Source organism: Pseudomonas sp. LBUM1656, from assembly GCF_059716065.1.
The window spans coordinates 1,201,563-1,218,479 of sequence record NZ_CP166800.1; the positions used below are offsets into that span (position 1 = coordinate 1,201,563).

Here is a 16,917-nt window from a genome sequence, read left to right on the forward strand (position 1 = left end):
TATCGTTCACCGGGCTCGCGTGCGAGCCCGGATTTACGAACACTGTCTATTGGAGCCAGTCATGCGTTATATCAGTACCCGCGGCCAGGCACCGGCCCTGAATTTCGAAGATGTCCTGCTGGCCGGTCTCGCCACCGACGGCGGTCTGTACGTCCCGGAAAACCTGCCACGTTTCACCCAGGAAGAAATCGCGTCCTGGGCCGGCCTGCCGTACCACGAACTGGCCTTCCGGGTGATGCGCCCGTTCGTCACCGGTAGCATCCCGGATGCCGATTTCAAAAAGATTCTGGAAGAGACTTACGGCGTGTTCTCGCACAACGCCGTGGCGCCGTTGCGTCAGTTGAACGGCAACGAATGGGTGCTGGAACTGTTCCACGGCCCCACCCTGGCGTTCAAGGACTTCGCCTTGCAACTGCTCGGTCGCTTGCTCGACTACGTGCTGGAAAAACGCGGCGAGCGCGTGGTGATTGTCGGCGCCACCTCCGGTGATACCGGTTCGGCCGCCATCGAAGGCTGCAAGCACTGCGAAAACGTCGACATCTTCATCCTGCACCCGCACAACCGCGTGTCTGAGGTGCAGCGTCGGCAGATGACCACTATCTTCGGCGAGAACATCCACAACATCGCCATTGAAGGCAACTTCGATGACTGCCAGGAAATGGTCAAGGCCAGCTTCGCTGACCAGAGCTTCCTCAAAGGCACGCGTCTGGTCGCCGTGAACTCGATCAACTGGGCGCGGATCATGGCCCAGATCGTTTACTACTTCCACGCAGCCCTGCAATTAGGCGGCCCGGCGCGTTCGGTGTCGTTCTCGGTGCCGACCGGCAACTTTGGCGATATCTTCGCCGGTTACCTGGCACGCAACATGGGCCTGCCGATCAATCAGTTGATCGTCGCCACCAACCGCAACGACATCCTGCACCGCTTCATGAGCGGCAACCAGTACGTCAAGGAAACCCTGCACGCCACGCTGTCGCCGTCGATGGACATCATGGTCTCGTCGAACTTCGAACGTCTGCTGTTCGACCTGCACGGTCGCAACGGTGCAGCGATTGCCGGTTTGATGGACAACTTCAAGCAGGGTGGCGGTTTCAGCGTCGAACAGGAGCGCTGGACCGAAGCCCGCAAACTGTTCGATTCCCTGGCCGTGGATGACGCACAAACCTGCGAAACCATCGCCGAAGTCTACGAGCAAACCGGCGAGCTGCTGGATCCGCACACCGCCATCGGTGTGAAGGCTGCGCGCGAATGCCGTCGTAGCCTGGATATTCCAATGGTGATTCTCGGCACGGCCCATCCGGTCAAATTCCCTGATGCAGTGGAGAAAGCCGGCGTAGGAAAAGAGCTTGAACTACCTGCACATCTTTCTGATTTGTTTGAGAGAGATGAGCGTTGCACCGTGTTGCCGAATGATTTGAAAGCCGTGCAGGCCTTTGTCAGTCAGCATGGCAACCGCGGCAAGCCTCTGTAACCGGTAAAACCTGTCACATTTTGAAGCCCGTCTCCTGACGGGCTTTCTCATTTCTGCATGCCACACTTGTCGCGTTTTCGCCCCAGAAAGGACGGGCGAGTTGATCGCGAAGGAAGTGGTAATGCTGTTTTTCAGAGGGTTAAAACCAGCTGCGTGCTGGATGTTTTTGATCGGCGTCCTGGGCTTTGCTCACGGGGGGATGGCCGCGCAATTGGCGACGCCCGAGTCCTGGAGCTCGGGCGTCGATGCAACCATCGAGCTGGACGCTCAGGAAATGAGGTGGATTGCCGAGCACCCGCAAGTCATCGTCTCATCGGTGCAATACCCGCTTTATCTGTTCAAGGATGAACACGGTCAGTGGAGCGGTCTGAACAACGATCTGCTCAATCGCATCAGCGCCATGACGGGCTTGCAGTTTGTTCATGAAGAGTCGTTCTCTACCGATCAGTTGCTCGGGCGTCTGGAAAGTAGCGAGGCGGACATGAGTACCACACTGGCCATGAATGACGAGCGCAGGGTGTTTCTGGATTTCAGCCATGCGTTCGGTGGCGCTGGATGGGTGTTTGTCGGGCGGGCAGATGCTCCCGTCGTGCACTCTCTGGAGCAGCTGGCGAAAAGAGTCCTGGTATTGCCGGCCCGGCATGCACTCGAAGGCATGATTCGCCGCGACCACCCGGCTATCGAGTTGCGCTCGGTCAAGACGTATGCCGAAGCCAGGGCACTGGTTGAAAGTGGTGAAGCCTTTGCCACCATCGAAAATGAAATCGGAGCGCAGCTCTATCCGTTGGGCCAGCTCAAGGTCGGGCATGCGGTGGAGGGCAAATGGGAGGCTGATCACCTGGCAGTACGCAAAGGTCAGGCGCCGTTGCTGAGTATTCTGAACAAGGCGCTTGAGGCCTTTCCAACGGCGGAATTGCGCGCCATTCGCCTGAAATGGCTCAATGGGATCGCTCCCGTTCAGTCACCCTCTCCTTGGCGGAAAATGACTCACTGGGTTTGTTGGGGCATGTTTATCGTCAGTCTGTTCGGCCTGCTTTCCTTGCTCTGGAACCGCAGGCTCGCGGCGCTGATCAAGCAGCGGGTGGACGCAGAGAAAGGTCTTGGCGACCAGCTTGCCTTCCAGCAAGCGTTGATGGACGCCATGCCCGACCCGATGTTTGTTCGTGATCTGCAAGGGCGCTTGATCATGTGCAACAAGAGTTACGAAGAAAGCCTGCGCACTCGTTTTGATCAGGCTCAGGGGCGACGGCTGATTGAACTTGATGTGTTGCCCAAAGAGACTGCAACGCTGCTGCATGCTGAATTCATGGCGCAAATGGAGACTCGAAAGCCCAGGTTCAGTGAGCGTCAATTGATGTTCAACAACGGTGTCCGGGATATCTACCAATGGACGGTGCCGTTCTACAGCGCCGACGGTCAGTTGCGAGGATTGCTGGGTGGATGGACCGATATCGGTCGTCGCACAAGGCAAACGTGAATCGGCTGTTTTTTCCCTGTCATCTTTGCCGTGCATGCTCAATCGACCAGGGACGCCGACGCGTCTGCAGCTGGAATCCAGAACTTTCTTCTCGGGCCTGTGGTCACTTACTGTGAACACGCCCCAGGCACTTGTTTTCGGACTATTGAGTGGTGATCGAGATGGAAAGTATCAGTCTATTGCTCGGTGAGGCTCTGAGCCCGTATCAGGTCACGCTGACCCCGTCGGGCACCCATGGCGAATGCCTGGTGACACTGAAGAATGCGACCGGCGCGATCGTGGTCGAACGGGCGTTCAATCAAGCCCAGTTAACCGATTACCGCCTGCTGACGGATGTCGTCGACGGCTTGCACCGCGACGTACTGATTGCCGAAGGAAGGCTGGAACCCTGCGTCATCGCGGCTTTGCGCAATGCGGCTCAGGACAAGGTTCTGGCCAGTCGAAATTGAATTGTTCTTTTGTGGGAACCTTCCTGCGCTCAGGTCGTCAGACCATGTAACAGCAGGATCAAGCATTGTGCTCCGGTGATTGTAGCCTGCTGTTACTGGTCTTTATGTAGGCCACGTTTAACCCCGAGTCGTCTCCCCACTTCTCGGGGTTTCTTTTGCCTGCGATTTGTCATTGCCCTGCCTGATTTTCGAAAAAGGCTTTGGTTTCTTTCAGGTAGTCGTTGCGCCTTTCCGGGTCCAGCCAGTCAGCGTACAGCTGATCCAATCGATCATGGGGCAGGGTGCGCAACAACTGATTGATCTCGAGGATGGCTTGTCGGCCTTGGGGCGTATTGGAGCAACCAATGTGCCCGGACAGGTATTTGCCCGTGCCCCTGACCGGGTAAAACTCCAGCTGATCGTCGGCGATGTGCTCTCGATTGGCCTGATAGCGAATCTCCGGCCAGTACCCCAAGACTATTTGCAAACGACCCAGGCGCTGCATCTGCAACAGACTGGCGAGGGCATCGTTGCCGTAATGAGGAGTCAGCGCGTCCGGGGGCGCCAGTTTCAGCAACGCGTCGAGGACCTGGCCATAACTGCGCTCGGCGACGACCCCGATTTTTTTTCCGCCACTGGCCAGCAGTGCTGCAAGATCGACTTCGCCGTCGATCAGAAAAGGATCCAGCACCGCGCGGTCTGCCCGGCGGACGACCAGTCCATTGCTCACCGCACGGAAGGCCGGAATGGAGAACGCAATCCACTGTTCACGCGCCTTGGTCCAGACCAGCGAGGGATCGCAAGTAAACGATTCCTCCTGAAGCATCTGCATGCCACGAGCCCGGTTGACCCGCATCAGGGCGTGCTCGTATTGCGGCATGCCGGCAATCAATAGCGGCAGGATCTGATCGACAATCCCCTGACCTTTTTTCGGACCTTCGAAGATCATCGTGGGTGGCAAGTCGCGCAGTAACCAGATCAGCGTCTCTTTGGGTTGCGCCAAAACCGGTGTCGCCAGCCCGGCCAATAGCCCCAGCACCGCCGCTGTACGCCAGTTGCGGGTGGTGTGAATGGCTGTTGAAAGCAGGCGTTTCAGCTTAGATGGCCCCGTCTTCGCGCAGCTTCGCAATCTGTTGCTGGTCGTAACCAAGATCGTTGAGTACCTGTGCGTTGTGCTCACCCAATTGTGGCCCGACCCATTCGCAATCGCCGGGTGTCTCAGAGAGTTTCGGCACAATCCCCGGCATCTTGAAGTCTTTGCCGTCCGGCAGCTTGGCTTGCAGGAACATTTCCCGGGCCAGGTATTGCGGATCGCTGAACATGTCTTCGGCGCTGAAGATCCGGCTGACGGGCACATCGGCCTGATTCAGCTGCGCCAGCACGGTGTCCAGCGGCAGCGAATTGACCCAGCGATCGATCACCCCGTAAATCTCGTCGCGGCGGCTGTCACGTCCGTCGTTGCTGGCCAGCACCGGGTCGTTGGCCAGGTCTTCGCGACCGATAACCAGCATGAAGCGTTTGAAGATCGCGTCGCCATTGGCGCCTATCTGCACGTGCTTGCCGTCGGCGCTGGTATGGATCGAGGAGGGGGTGATGCCCGGCATGATGTTGCCGGTGCGCTCGCGGATGAAACCGAACACGTCGAACTCCGGCACCATGCTTTCCATCATGGCGAAGATCGCTTCATACAGCGCCACGTCCACCACCTGGCCCTGGCCGCCGTTGACCTCGCGATGACGCAATGCCATCAGCGCACCTATCACACCCCACAGCGCGGCAATCGAGTCTCCGATGGAGATCCCGGTGCGCACCGGTGGCCGGTCTTCGAAACCGGTGATGTAGCGCAGGCCGCCCATGGATTCGCCGACCGCACCGAAACCGGGCTGATCTTTCATCGGTCCGGTCTGGCCGAACCCCGACAGCCGCACCATCACCAGTTTCGGGTTGAGGGCGTGCAAGACGTCCCAGCCCAGACCGAGCTTTTCCAGTACACCAGGGCGAAAATTCTCGATCAGGATGTCTGCTTCGGTCAGCAGTTTTTTTAGAATCGCCAAGCCGTCGGGGTGTTTCAGGTTCAGGGTCAGGGACTTTTTATTGCGGGCCTGGACGAACCACCACAATGAGGTGCCTTCGTAGAGTTTGCGCCATTTGCGCAGCGGATCACCGCCGTCGGGGGATTCGATCTTGATCACTTCGGCGCCGAATTCACCGCAAATTCGCGAGGCAAACGGCCCGGCGATCAAGGTGCCCAATTCGATGACTTTCAGACCTGAGAGCGGTTTGGCGGTGAACGGCATGCTGGATCCTGTAGGACAAAGGCTGAGCGGATATAGCCTTTTAACATAGCCCAATGTCAGACGACCAAGGTTCATCGCCTTCAATTCGTTGATTGCCTACTGCATCGGTTAGACTTGCCGCCTTTCCTCGTATCAAGAAGCCCGTTCATGGCCCAGCCGTCCACGACCTACAAGTTTGAACTGAACCTCACCGACCTCGACCGCAGCGTTTACGAGACCGTGAAGCAGACCATCGCCCGCCACCCTTCGGAAACCGAAGAGCGCATGACCGTGCGGCTGCTGGCCTACGCCTTTTGGTACAACGAGCAGCTGTCGTTCGGACGCGGTCTGTCAGACGTGGATGAACCCGCCCTGTGGGAAAAGAGCCTGGACGACCGCGTCCTGCACTGGATCGAAGTCGGCCAGCCAGACGCCGATCGCCTGACCTGGTGCTCGCGCCGTACCGAGCGCACCAGCCTGCTGGCCTACGGCAGCCTGCGCGTCTGGGAAACCAAAGTGATTCCGGCGATCAAGAACCTGAAAAACGTGCACATCGCGGCCGTACCTCAGGACATCCTGGAAACCCTGGCCAAAGACATGCCCCGTGTTATCAAGTGGGACGTGATGATCAGCGAAGGAACGATTTTCGTCACCGACGACCGTGGTCAGCACGAAGTCCAGTTGCAGTGGCTGAGCGGCGAACGCGGCTGATATTTCGCCGTTCCGTCGCGTTATCCGGTTTTATCCTACGTATTCAAGAGAAGCACCTGTCACCCCATGCGCATCGAACCTCGCCTGTTGCCCGACACCCTGCCATTCCTCGGTGATCTGCCGCCTCTGCTGACGCGTCTTTACGCGGCGCGGGGCGTGCAATCGGAGGCGGAACTGGACAAGAGCCTGGCGCGGTTGATTCCGTTCCAGCAGCTCAAGGGCATCGATGCGGCGGTGGAATTGCTGGTGACGGCGCTGGAACAGCGTCAGCGGATTCTGATTGTCGGCGACTTCGACGCCGATGGCGCGACCGCCAGTACCGTGGGCGTGCTGGGGTTGCGGCTGCTGGGTGCGGCGCATGTCGATTACCTGGTGCCGAACCGATTTGAGTATGGCTATGGCCTGACCCCGGAAATCGTTGAAGTGGCGCTGACGCGCACGCCGCAGTTGCTGATCACAGTCGACAACGGCATTTCCAGTGTCGAAGGCGTGGCGGCGGCGAAAAACGCCGGCTTGAGCGTGTTGGTCACCGACCACCACTTGCCCGGCGACGAACTGCCGCTGGCCGATGCTATCGTCAATCCGAACCAGCCCGGTTGCGAATTTCCGAGCAAGGCACTGGCCGGCGTCGGGGTGATTTTCTACGTATTGATGGCCCTGCGCGCGCGGTTGCGCAGCCTCGGCTGGTACGCAAACACGCCGCAGCCGAACATCGGCGAGTTGCTGGATCTGGTGGCGCTGGGCAGCGTCGCCGACGTCGTGCCGCTGGATGCCAACAACCGGATTCTGGTGCACCAGGGCCTGGAGCGGATTCGTGCCGGGCGTGCCCGCCCGGGCATCAAGGCGATTCTCGAAGTGGCCAAGCGTGAACCGGCGCGCATCACCTCGACCGACCTGGGCTTCATTGTCGGCCCGCGCCTGAATGCGGCGGGACGTCTGGATGACATGAGCCTGGGCATCGAATGCCTGATCACCGACGATGCGGGTCTGGCGCGGGAAATGGCCGTGCAACTCGACGGTATGAACCAGGACCGCAAATCCATCGAGCAGGGCATGCAGCGTGAAGCGCTGGCTCAGCTCAAGGATCTACCCGTCGAGTCGATGCCGTTTGGCCTGTGCCTGTTTGATCCCGAGTGGCACCAGGGTGTCATCGGAATCCTCGCCTCGCGCATGAAAGAGCGTTATTTTCGTCCGACCATTGCCTTCGCCGATGCCGGCGATGGTTTGCTCAAGGGCTCGGGGCGGTCGGTGCAGGGTTTCCACATCCGTGACGCCTTGAGCGTGGTGGCAGCGCAGCATCCGAACCTGATCAGCAAATACGGCGGCCATGCCATGGCGGCCGGTTTGACCTTGCCGGAAGCGAATTTTCCGTTGTTCGCCGAGGCCTTTGACGCTGAAGTGCGCAGGCAATTGCGCGAAGAAGACCTGACCGGACGTCTGCTGTCGGACGGGGTGTTGGCTGTCGAAGAATTCCATCTTGAACTGGCCCGTGCCCTGCGCCATGCAGGGCCGTGGGGGCAGCACTTCCCGGAGCCGCTGTTTCACGGCGTGTTTCAGTTGGTTGAGCAGCGCGTGGTCGGCGAGCGACATCTCAAGGTAGTGCTGAGAAGCGAATGCGGCTCGGTGAAGCTCGATGGCATTGCCTTCGGCATTGACCGCGACATCTGGCCGAACCCGACGATCAAGTGGGTGGAGTTGGCCTACAAACTCGACCTCAACGAGTTTCGCGGGAACGAGACGGTGCAGTTGATGATTGCCCATATCGAACCCAGATAGTGGCCCATTGCTTTTGTGGCGAGGGAGCTTGCTCCCGCTCGGCTGCGCAGCAGTCGTAAACCATTTGGTGCGGTGTGTCTGGCAAAATTCGATTGCAGGTTTTAGGGCTGCTGCGCAGCCCAGCGGGAGCAAGCTCCCTCGCCACAGGGTTCTGCGTTGACCTCTAATTCGATGTGTTTCATTTCTTGAACCCTCCCTCATCCCCCGATGTCGACTAGGCTCTAAGCACTGCTTGATTATCCTTGTGACGTCTTGTCCAATTTTTGCCCGCGGGGGCGGGTGCTGCGCCTTTTTCCTGTCACTCGTCGACTTTTCAAACAGAACCCTGGAGCCTGCCCACTGATTCGAGAGGTGCCCCATGAGTCTGCTGCTTGAACCCTATACCCTTCGTCAATTGACCCTGCTCAACCGCATTGCCGTGTCACCGATGTGCCAGTACTCCAGCGTCGATGGGCTGGCCAATGACTGGCACCTGGTCCACCTCGGCAGCCGCGCCGTCGGCGGGGCTGGCCTGATTTTTACCGAAGCCACGGCGGTCACGGCTGACGGGCGCATCACCGCCGAGGATCTCGGCTTGTGGAATGACGAACAGATCGAACCCCTGCAACGCATCACGCGCTTCATCGCCGCTCAGGGCGCCGTGGCCGGCATTCAACTGGCGCACGCCGGGCGCAAGGCCAGCACCCATCGGCCGTGGATCGGCAAGCATGGCAGCGTCAAACCCGAAGACGGTGGCTGGGTGCCGGTGGGGCCTTCGCCGATTGCTTTCGACCCGCAGCACACCCACCCCACGCAGCTTGATGAAAGCGCGATCGCCGAAGTCATCCACGCCTTTGTCGCCTCAGCCAAGCGGGCATTGACCGCCGGTTTCAAAGTAGTCGAAATACACGCCGCTCACGGTTACCTGTTGCATCAGTTTCTTTCTCCACTGAGCAATCAGCGACGCGATCAATATGGCGGTTCGTTCGAGAACCGAATCCGGCTGGTGCTGCAAGTCACCGAAGCGGTGCGTGCTGTCTGGCCTGAAGAACTGCCGTTGTTCGTGCGAGTGTCGGCCACCGACTGGGTGGAAGACGGCTGGAACCCGGATGAAACGGTGGAGTTGGCGCGGCGCTTGAAAAATTTGGGCGTGGACCTGATTGACGTTTCGTCGGGCGGTACGGCGGCCAACGCGGAAATTCCTACAGGACCGGGCTATCAGACTCGTTTCGCCGAACGTGTGCGCAAGGAGTCAGGCATCGCCACCGGTACGGTAGGCATGATTACCGAACCAGCCCAGGCCGAGCACATATTGCGTACCTGCCAGGCGGACATCATCTTCCTCGCACGGGAGTTGCTGCGCGATCCTTATTGGCCGCTGCACGCCGATGATGATCTGGGCGGTCGCAAGGCGATCTGGCCAGCGCAGTATCAGCGGGCGACCCATCGGGATCAGCCGATTCATGAGTCGGATTTGCGGGACTGAATGCGGCTGTAAAACCAAAAAGCCCCGATCGATGTGATCGGGGCTTTTGTGTTTCTGTGCCGGGATGTTTGTTGTCTGTCAGGCCGTCTTCGCGGGCAAGCCCGCTCCCACATTGGATCTCCATGAGACACAGCTTCTGTATCCAACGAAGATCCCCTGTGGGAGCGGGCTTGCTCGCGAAAGGGCCGGCCCAGACAACCTCTTACTATCAGGTGTACTTACGCTTATCCGGCGCCGGCGGGAAATACTGGTACAACCAGGTCTCGCTCAACGTCCGGTCATTGGTGCGAATGAACAACCGCAGCTCAACCGGCGCCACGCTGTCATTGGTCGGGTACCAATCGAAGGTGATCCGATAACCCTTGATGTCATCCAGCACCAGCACGTTGAAGTCCTTCACCTCGCCGTTCGAGCAGGTCACCACTGGCTCGATCCCCGCGCCTTCCGGCAAACGGTCCAGGCCGCCACCGGTGAAGTCCACGGCAAAGCGTCGTGCCCAGACTTCCGGGTAATGCTCGCCCGGCGCCCAGCCTTCAATAAAGCCGCCCATGCCCGAACGGGTCGCGTTGACCCGCGCCAACGGCGTACCTACTGGTGGCAGGGCACTCCAGTAGAGTTTGTAGCCGTAGTTCAGGGAATCACCGGCCGCGACCGGTTTTTTCGGGGTCCAGAACGCGACGATGTTATCGAGGGTTTCGCCGGTCGTAGGAATTTCCAACAGATCGATAGAGCCCTCGCCCCACGCCGTTGTAGGTTCTACCCACAGGCTTGGACGCTTGCTGTACCAGTCGACGGTGTCCTGATAATTGGCGAACTCGTGATCGGTCTGCACCAGGCCGAAACCTTTCGGGTCGGTGTCGGCGAAGGCGTTGAACTGCAGGGTCGCCGGGTTGTTCAGCGGGCGGCAGATCCACTCGCCGTTGCCGCGCCACATGGCCAGTCGGTCGGAGTCGTGGATTTGCGGGTGAATGGTGTCGCACATGCGGCGCTCGTGGGTGCCGCAGCTGAACATGCTGGTCATCGGTGCGATGCCCAGTTGTTCGATGGCGGTGCGCGCGTTGATGTGAGCGTCAATCTCCATGACCACGCGTTCGGCCTGGCAATCGATGTCAAAACGGTAGGCACCGGTGGCGCTCGGCGAGTCCAGCAGGGCGTAGACCACGAAGCGGGTGCTGTCCTTGCCTGGGGTCTCGAACCAGAACTTGGTGAAGTCCGGGAACTCCTCGCGCTTCTTCGCGTAGGTATCGACCGCCAGGCCGCGGGCCGACAGACCGTACTGGCCGGTGGCGTCTACCGCACGGAAATAACTGGCGCCGAGGAAGGACAACACGTCATGCCGGTCCAGTTCCGGTGCCTTGAACAGTTTGAATCCGGAAAACCCCAGGTCGCCGGTGAGCTGCTTGGTGTCGACCGTGGTTTTTTCATAATTGAACAAGGAAGGGCGGAAATGCACTTCACGTGCCTGACGCGTCTTCGGATCGACGCTGTACATGCGCACCGGCTGCTTGAAGCCCATGCCGACGTGGAAAAACTGCACGTCCAGCTGACCGTTCAAGTCTTTCCACAGCGAGTGGTTGCCGTCGTAGCGGATCGCGTTGAAATTCTGCGGCGTCATGGTCGCCAGCGTCGGCGGCAGCACCTGCTTGGTGTCCTGATAGCGATTGCCGGCGAGTTGCTTGGCCTGAATCTTCAGCGTTTCGAAATCGAACGCCTGGGCCTCGCCATCCGCGGCGCCGGTGCCCGCCCATGCACGGGCGGCCAGCAGGCCGGTGGCAGACAAGCCGGTGTAGGCAGCGATGGCCATGGACGCTTTGAGCAAATTCCTGCGATGCATAAGTAAAACCTGTCGTGAACAATCCCGCGCCGTTCCTGGCACGTGCTGGATCAAAAATATCGGTTCGGACATGCCTTCGGCCAAACGCAACGGACTTTAAACAGATGCCGAATAGCTTAAACCGTTCGGTTGCAGAGAAAAAATGATTGGTAGCACTTTGATGATGCGGCAATGAAACAAGAAATGTCGGTTAAGTTTTCCGACAGCACTTTCTGATTTATAGGGCATTTCTGCTTTTTTTGACTAATTACTCTAAAAACTGCTTTTCAGCGCCGGGAATCTTCCTATTCTGTGTTCATGACCGGTTTCTGCCCTTCAGGCCGGCGACTCATAAAAGGATAGGGCGATGCGGTTTTTGAAGTTTTCTCGGTCTTATAGAAGGACGTCGTCCATGACGAAAGTACAAGGCATCACCGAAATGTTAGGAATCTTTCCCTGCCTGGCGACCGGGCGGCGAAGGCATCGCCTCAATTCGGACGAAATGAAGCTGTTGGAGCGGTACCGCGAATTGTCGGAAAGCGACCGGATTGCGATGCGGTACCTGGTGGATGCGATGCGGAGTGTTTCGCGGTTTTGAGGAGGTCAGACGTTCAGCCGCGGCGATAGTGTTGCGGCTGAATGTCGCCGATTACCAATTTTGCGATCGCTCTGCCCGCTGGTGCAGAACACGCAATACCTGTATCTGGCCATGCATCAATCGATAGGGAGCAATGAATGGATAACGACCGAAAACCAGCTCACGTACATCCGGAACTACTGAAGGCCTTCCTGAGCCTGGAAACTGCTCCAGTTGATGGAAGGATTGCAGAAAAATCGCTATGACCTCCAGTGCGGCATCAGCACCAAGGACGCCTTGGTAATACTCATGAATAGAATCGAGGTCACTTTCAGCTTTTTCAGTCAGTACTACGCTCGGCACGTTTTGCCCACTTAGCCTTTACGGCATCCAGATCGGTGAGTTTTCCTGCGTCGGCGTCTTTTATGCCGTCGCTTATGGCTTGCAGATGCCATGACTCGGCTTCTACATATCGAACCAATGCACGCTTGAGGTGGTACTGACGGTCTCGGTCGGTGGCCGCCGCCAGATTATCCAGCTGTTGGGCTAGCGTTTCTTCAACGCGAAAGGACAAAACGGGTGAGGCCATGGTGGCTCTCCTAGAGATGTATACGCTGTAAACGACGTAAACACCCTAGGTCTTGCCGGCTTGTTCGTCAACCACTCATCGTGCATCTGTTGAAGAAACCTTAGCGGGCGAAAGAAGAACGAGAGGAGGGGATTTATTTCGAAATGCTATGAGTACCCCACTGCCATTGATGGCACCAGGGCAAACTCGTTGACCGACGTATCTCCCAAGCATCGCTGCAGGCTTACTCCTACACCGGGCTGCTTTACACTCGCTGATTCACCCTGTCTTCACCTACAGGTGCCCATGATCGGGAACGGTCGCCGTAACTGAACCAAATCCGGCATATCCCGCCTTGATCCAGGCCGAGTGTTGCCAGTGCAGCAGTGGCACCGAGAGCCCGCCCCATTGCAACGAACTCAGGCTTGGAATGTTATCCACAGATGAAGCATTCAAATCACGCAACATTGGAATGACTTCGTTGCTCAGCCATTGGCGCAGGTTTCGGTTTTCCGGGACGAAATGATGAACCAACAGGGCGTACATACCTGACTCGCTGACCATCAGCGATTCGACGGTTTTGCCGTCCTTCAGCAACCAGACGTATCGGCGTTGATCGGGATCGAGTTTAAGGGTGAGGCGTTGGTCCATCGGACGGCCCATCAAGCGACCCAGATCCTGGACGCAGAACCAGGCTTGGTTGTCCTGCATGAAAGCGTGGAGAAAACGGTTGTGGCGAGTGAAGACGGTGGGAATGAAGTGAGGATGATTTTCAGACGGATTTAGCGTGTGTTTGAGCATTTTTTCGACTCCATGTTGAAAAAGGAGCCGCCACTAATCCTTCGACAGATTTGGGTGGCGGACCGTGCGGCGTTCGAAGTCGGGACATTCTCGATCAACATGCAAGCCAAGAGGCCCGCGCCACACGGCCCACCATAAAGCGAAACTGAAAGGCAAAAAATTGCCCCATTTCATATGGGGGCGCGGATGCGCCATGTTGATGATTTCCCGGCTTCGACCCCGGGTCGCTGATTTGGCAGCGACGAGGTAAAGCCTATCGGTCAGGCGCTCGCGGCGCCAAGTCTACTCTGGCGCCGCGTGTTGTAGGAATTGGAGCTTTTTCAGGAAGGGTTAGTCTGTAGGAGAAACCGACCATGAACCAGGCCCGCATCGCTGCGGGCTGGGCACATTAATTACGACTAACCTTCCACGCATCCCCCGCAGGCGCAGTCCCGTGGTCATACGGCTTGGCAATCCACATGTACAACAACCCCAACCCGATAACGATCGCCGTACTCAGCACCATCGCATAGTTGATGTACCACGCCGCGTCCGGCGTACGTGGCCAAGCCATGTTGATGATCGCGCCGACACCGTAAACCAGCGCACCGATATTCACCGCCCAGCCCCAAGCGCCGAGGGTGAATTTGCCGCTTGGTTTCCAGCCTTTCATGCGTGCATAGAGCGCCGCGAGCACGATCATCTGGAACGCCAGGTAGATGCCGATCGCGGCGAAGCTGACGATGGTTGCCACTGCGTCTTGCAGGAAGAAGCCAAGAATAATGATCAACGCTGGCAGGACGCCGGACACGAACAGCGCAGCAACTGGCACCTGCGTCGTAGGAGAGATCTTCTTCAGCAGTGAGCTGCCGACGACCATTTCATCCCGGGCGTAGGAATACAGCAGACGACTCGCCGCCGCTTGCAGGCTGATGACGCAAGAGATGAAGGAAATCATCACCACGCCCATCACCACTTTCGAACCGACCGGGCCGAAGGCGTTGTTGAGGATGGTGGTGACCGGGTCTTTGTCGGTGCCGTTGATCACGGCTTGCATGTCTGGCACGGCGAGGATCAGCGCCAGGCAGGCGAACATTGCCGCGATGCCGCCGATGTAGATGGTCATGCGCATGGCCACCGGGATCTGCTTGCTCGGGTTCGGGGTTTCTTCGGCCACGTCGCCGCAGGCCTCGAAGCCGTAGTACAGGAACATCCCCGCCAGCGAGGCGGTGAGGAAGGCCGGCAGGTACGAGCCGTCGATGCTGATGTCGAAGGTGTTGAACAACACGTTGATCGACTGGTGACGTTCGAAGATCAACAGATAAACACCAACGATCACCGCACCGATCAGTTCGCAGAGGAAGCCGAACATGGCGATCCGCGCCAGCACTTTGGTGCCGCTGAGGTTGACCAGGGTGGCGAACAGCGTCAGGAACAGCGCGATGACGATGTTGGTGTTATTGCTCGGTTCAAAACCCATCATCGCGGCCAGGTACGGGCCGGCGCCAACCGCAACAGCAGCGATGGTCACGCACAAGGCAATGGAGTAAATCCAGCCAACCATCCAAGCCCAACGCTTGCCCACCAGGCGACGGGCCCACGGGTACACGCCGCCGGAAATCGGGAACTGCGAGACCACTTCGCCGAAGATCAGGCACACCAGCAACTGGCCGCAACCGACCAGCAAATAGGCCCAGAACATCGGTGGTCCACCGGCGGCGAGGCACAGGCCGAAGAGGGTATAAACCCCTACGACCGGGGAGAGGTAAGTGAAGCCCAGGGCGAAGTTTTCCCACAGACTCATGCTGCGGTTGAAGTTCGAGGTGTAACCCAGCTTGCGTAGCTGTTCGGCGTCGCTGTCGGCGATGGATGGAGAGAGTTCGGGTGTACTCATGGTGTGTCAGCTCCGGAAAATCGGCAGATTTCGGATGTCCGAAACCGTGGCGGGGCCTTGAAGGCGCTGCCCGGATCGGTGGTTATTGTTTTGGTTTTCTGCTTTGGAACCTGATGGTACGTAATGCCGGTTTCGGCCTTGAAACCGAGGTGACGCCATCGCGGGCAAGCCACGCTCCTACAGGGGAATGCGATTACCTATAGGAGCGAGCCTGCTCGCGAAGCTTTTAATGCTTGAACATCACATGCCGAACGACGGTGTAGTCCTCCAGCCCGTACATCGACATGTCCTTCCCGTAGCCGGACAGTTTCTGACCGCCATGGGGCATTTCGCTGACCAGCATGAAGTGCGTATTCACCCAGGTGCAGCCGTACTGCAAGCGTGCAGACAAGCGATGCGCGCGACCAACGTCCGAGGTCCAGACCGACGACGCCAAGCCGTAGTTCGAATCGTTGGCCCAACCCAGCACTTGTGCTTCATCGGTGAATTTGGTCACCGACACCACCGGCCCGAACACTTCGCGACGCACGATTTCGTCGTCCTGCTGAGCATCTGCCAAGACGGTGGGTTCGAAGAAGAAACCATTGCCCTCGACAGACTTGCCGCCGGTGATTAAACGGATATGCGGTTGCGCCACGGCACGTTCGACGAACCCGGCCACGCGGTCACGGTGCTGCGCAGTGATCAAAGGCCCCAGCTCGGTCGACGGATCATCCTGCAACCCGTACTTGATGCTGCTGACCGCTTCGCCGAGTTTCTCGACGAATTTGTCGTAGATACCTTCCTGCGCGTAGATGCGGCAAGCGGCGGTGCAATCCTGGCCGGCATTGTAGAAACCGAAGGTGCGAATGCCTTCCACGGCGGCGTCGATGTCGGCGTCGTCGAAGATGATCACCGGGGCCTTGCCACCCAGTTCCATGTGCATGCGTTTGACGCTGTCGGCGGTGCTGGAAATGATGTTAGAACCGGTGGCGATCGAACCGGTCAGCGAGACCATGCGCACTTTCGGGTGGGTGACCAGTGGGCTGCCCACCGTAGGACCCCGACCGAACACCAGGTTGAGTACACCGGCCGGGAAGATTTCCGACGCCAGTTCAGCCAGACGCAATGCGGTCAACGGGGTTTGTTCCGACGGCTTGAGCACCACGGTATTACCCGCGGCAAGGGCCGGGGCGATTTTCCAGGCGACCATCATCAGCGGGTAGTTCCACGGCGCGATGGAGGCGATCACGCCGACCGGGTCGCGGCGGATCATCGAGGTGTGGCCGGGCAAGTATTCGCCGCCCGCCGAACCGCTCATGCAACGGCTGGCGCCGGCGAAGAAACGGAACACGTCGGCAATCGCCGGGATCTCATCGTTCAGCGCGGCGTTGTAGGGTTTGCCGCAGTTGTCCGATTCCAGTTTGGCCAACTCTTCGCCGTGGGCTTCGATGGTGTCGGCGAGTTTGAGGAGCAGTAATGAACGGTCTTTTGGTGTGGTTTGCGACCAGCCTTCGAAGGCGCTGTCGGCGGCACGCACGGCGGCATCAACCTGGGCTTCGCTGGCCTCGTTGATTTCCACCAGCACACGACCGAGGGCCGGGTTGAACACCGGTTGGGCGGGGCCGTCGCCATCGATCAGTTGGCCGTTGATCAAGAGTTTGGTTTGCATGGCTTTGTCCTCTTCGAAGCTATTATTTTT

The 16,917-nt window shown here is 58.6% G+C and carries 14 protein-coding genes and 1 pseudogene; 7 read left to right on the forward strand and 8 right to left on the reverse strand.

The genetic code is table 11. The annotated features are described in order from the left end of the window. The first annotated feature begins 61 nt into the window (after window positions 1-61). From thrC to ACA072_RS05240, 3 genes are all read left to right on the forward strand, one after another. Window positions 62-1,471 carry a threonine synthase gene (thrC, locus tag ACA072_RS05230; RefSeq protein ID WP_497623490.1) on the forward strand — a complete coding sequence of 470 codons (1,410 nt, stop codon included), beginning with the start codon at window positions 62-64 and terminating at the stop codon, window positions 1,469-1,471. Window positions 1,472-1,592: 121 nt separating this feature from the next. Continuing rightward, window positions 1,593-2,948 carry a transporter substrate-binding domain-containing protein gene (locus ACA072_RS05235; RefSeq protein WP_497623491.1) on the forward strand — a complete coding sequence of 452 codons (1,356 nt, stop codon included), beginning with the start codon at window positions 1,593-1,595 and terminating at the stop codon, window positions 2,946-2,948. 161 nt (window positions 2,949-3,109) lie between these two features. After that, complete coding sequence (locus ACA072_RS05240) at window positions 3,110-3,397, forward strand: DUF3509 domain-containing protein (RefSeq protein ID WP_497623492.1); 288 nt, start codon at window positions 3,110-3,112, stop codon at window positions 3,395-3,397. Between the two features lie 169 nt (window positions 3,398-3,566). Here the strand turns inward: ACA072_RS05240 and ACA072_RS05245 are convergent, their stop codons facing one another. Further along, window positions 3,567-4,526: a TIGR02285 family protein gene (locus ACA072_RS05245; RefSeq protein ID WP_497623493.1), complete on the reverse strand. Its 960-nt coding sequence runs from the start codon at window positions 4,524-4,526 to the stop codon at window positions 3,567-3,569. Continuing rightward, window positions 4,474-5,673, reverse strand: a complete 1,200-nt coding sequence (locus ACA072_RS05250) for a CaiB/BaiF CoA transferase family protein (protein ID WP_497623494.1) — start codon at window positions 5,671-5,673, stop codon at window positions 4,474-4,476. Before ACA072_RS05250 ends, ACA072_RS05245 begins: the two co-directional genes overlap by 53 nt. A 147-nt stretch (window positions 5,674-5,820) precedes the next feature. On the opposite strand from ACA072_RS05250, the gene ACA072_RS05255 reads away from it, so the two are divergent. The 3 genes from ACA072_RS05255 to ACA072_RS05265 all read left to right on the forward strand — a co-directional run bounded on the left by ACA072_RS05255 (window position 5,821) and on the right by ACA072_RS05265 (window position 9,604). Further along, on the forward strand, window positions 5,821-6,363 hold the full coding sequence (locus ACA072_RS05255; RefSeq protein WP_150709869.1) for a YaeQ family protein: 543 nt from the start codon (window positions 5,821-5,823) through the stop codon (window positions 6,361-6,363). A 66-nt stretch (window positions 6,364-6,429) separates the two neighbouring features. After that, the gene (recJ, locus tag ACA072_RS05260) at window positions 6,430-8,139 is read left to right on the forward strand and encodes a single-stranded-DNA-specific exonuclease RecJ (RefSeq protein WP_497623495.1); all 1,710 of its coding nucleotides are present in this window, start codon (window positions 6,430-6,432) and stop codon (window positions 8,137-8,139) included. A 358-nt stretch (window positions 8,140-8,497) separates the two neighbouring features. Beyond that, complete coding sequence (locus ACA072_RS05265; RefSeq protein WP_497623496.1) at window positions 8,498-9,604, forward strand: NADH:flavin oxidoreductase/NADH oxidase; 1,107 nt, start codon at window positions 8,498-8,500, stop codon at window positions 9,602-9,604. A gap of 208 nt (window positions 9,605-9,812) precedes the next feature. Here the strand turns inward: ACA072_RS05265 and ACA072_RS05270 are convergent, their stop codons facing one another. Continuing rightward, a complete protein-coding gene (locus tag ACA072_RS05270; protein WP_497623497.1) occupies window positions 9,813-11,438 on the reverse strand; it encodes a glucan biosynthesis protein D in 1,626 nt (541 codons plus the stop codon). A gap of 391 nt (window positions 11,439-11,829) precedes the next feature. On the opposite strand from ACA072_RS05270, the gene ACA072_RS05275 reads away from it, so the two are divergent. After that, window positions 11,830-12,015: a hypothetical protein gene (locus ACA072_RS05275; protein ID WP_438662641.1), complete on the forward strand. Its 186-nt coding sequence runs from the start codon at window positions 11,830-11,832 to the stop codon at window positions 12,013-12,015. A gap of 51 nt (window positions 12,016-12,066) precedes the next feature. Here the strand turns inward: ACA072_RS05275 and ACA072_RS05280 are convergent, their stop codons facing one another. From ACA072_RS05280 to ACA072_RS05300, 5 genes and pseudogenes are all read right to left on the reverse strand, one after another. Next, entirely contained in the window at window positions 12,067-12,357 is a 291-nt protein-coding gene (locus ACA072_RS05280) for a type II toxin-antitoxin system RelE/ParE family toxin (RefSeq protein ID WP_134101863.1), read from the reverse strand. After that, complete coding sequence (locus ACA072_RS05285) at window positions 12,335-12,583, reverse strand: CopG family ribbon-helix-helix protein (RefSeq protein WP_134101860.1); 249 nt, start codon at window positions 12,581-12,583, stop codon at window positions 12,335-12,337. The genes ACA072_RS05280 and ACA072_RS05285 overlap by 23 nt, the downstream gene beginning before the upstream one ends. Window positions 12,584-12,852: 269 nt before the next feature. Then, window positions 12,853-13,363: pseudogene (locus ACA072_RS05290) on the reverse strand (BRO-N domain-containing protein). 388 nt (window positions 13,364-13,751) lie between these two features. Next, window positions 13,752-15,236, reverse strand: a complete 1,485-nt coding sequence (locus ACA072_RS05295; protein ID WP_497623498.1) for an APC family permease — start codon at window positions 15,234-15,236, stop codon at window positions 13,752-13,754. Window positions 15,237-15,462: 226 nt separating this feature from the next. Then, window positions 15,463-16,887 (reverse strand): gamma-aminobutyraldehyde dehydrogenase, encoded by a 1,425-nt coding sequence (locus ACA072_RS05300; RefSeq protein ID WP_497623499.1) that lies wholly within the window; start codon window positions 16,885-16,887, stop codon window positions 15,463-15,465. Window positions 16,888-16,917: the final 30 nt, after the last annotated feature.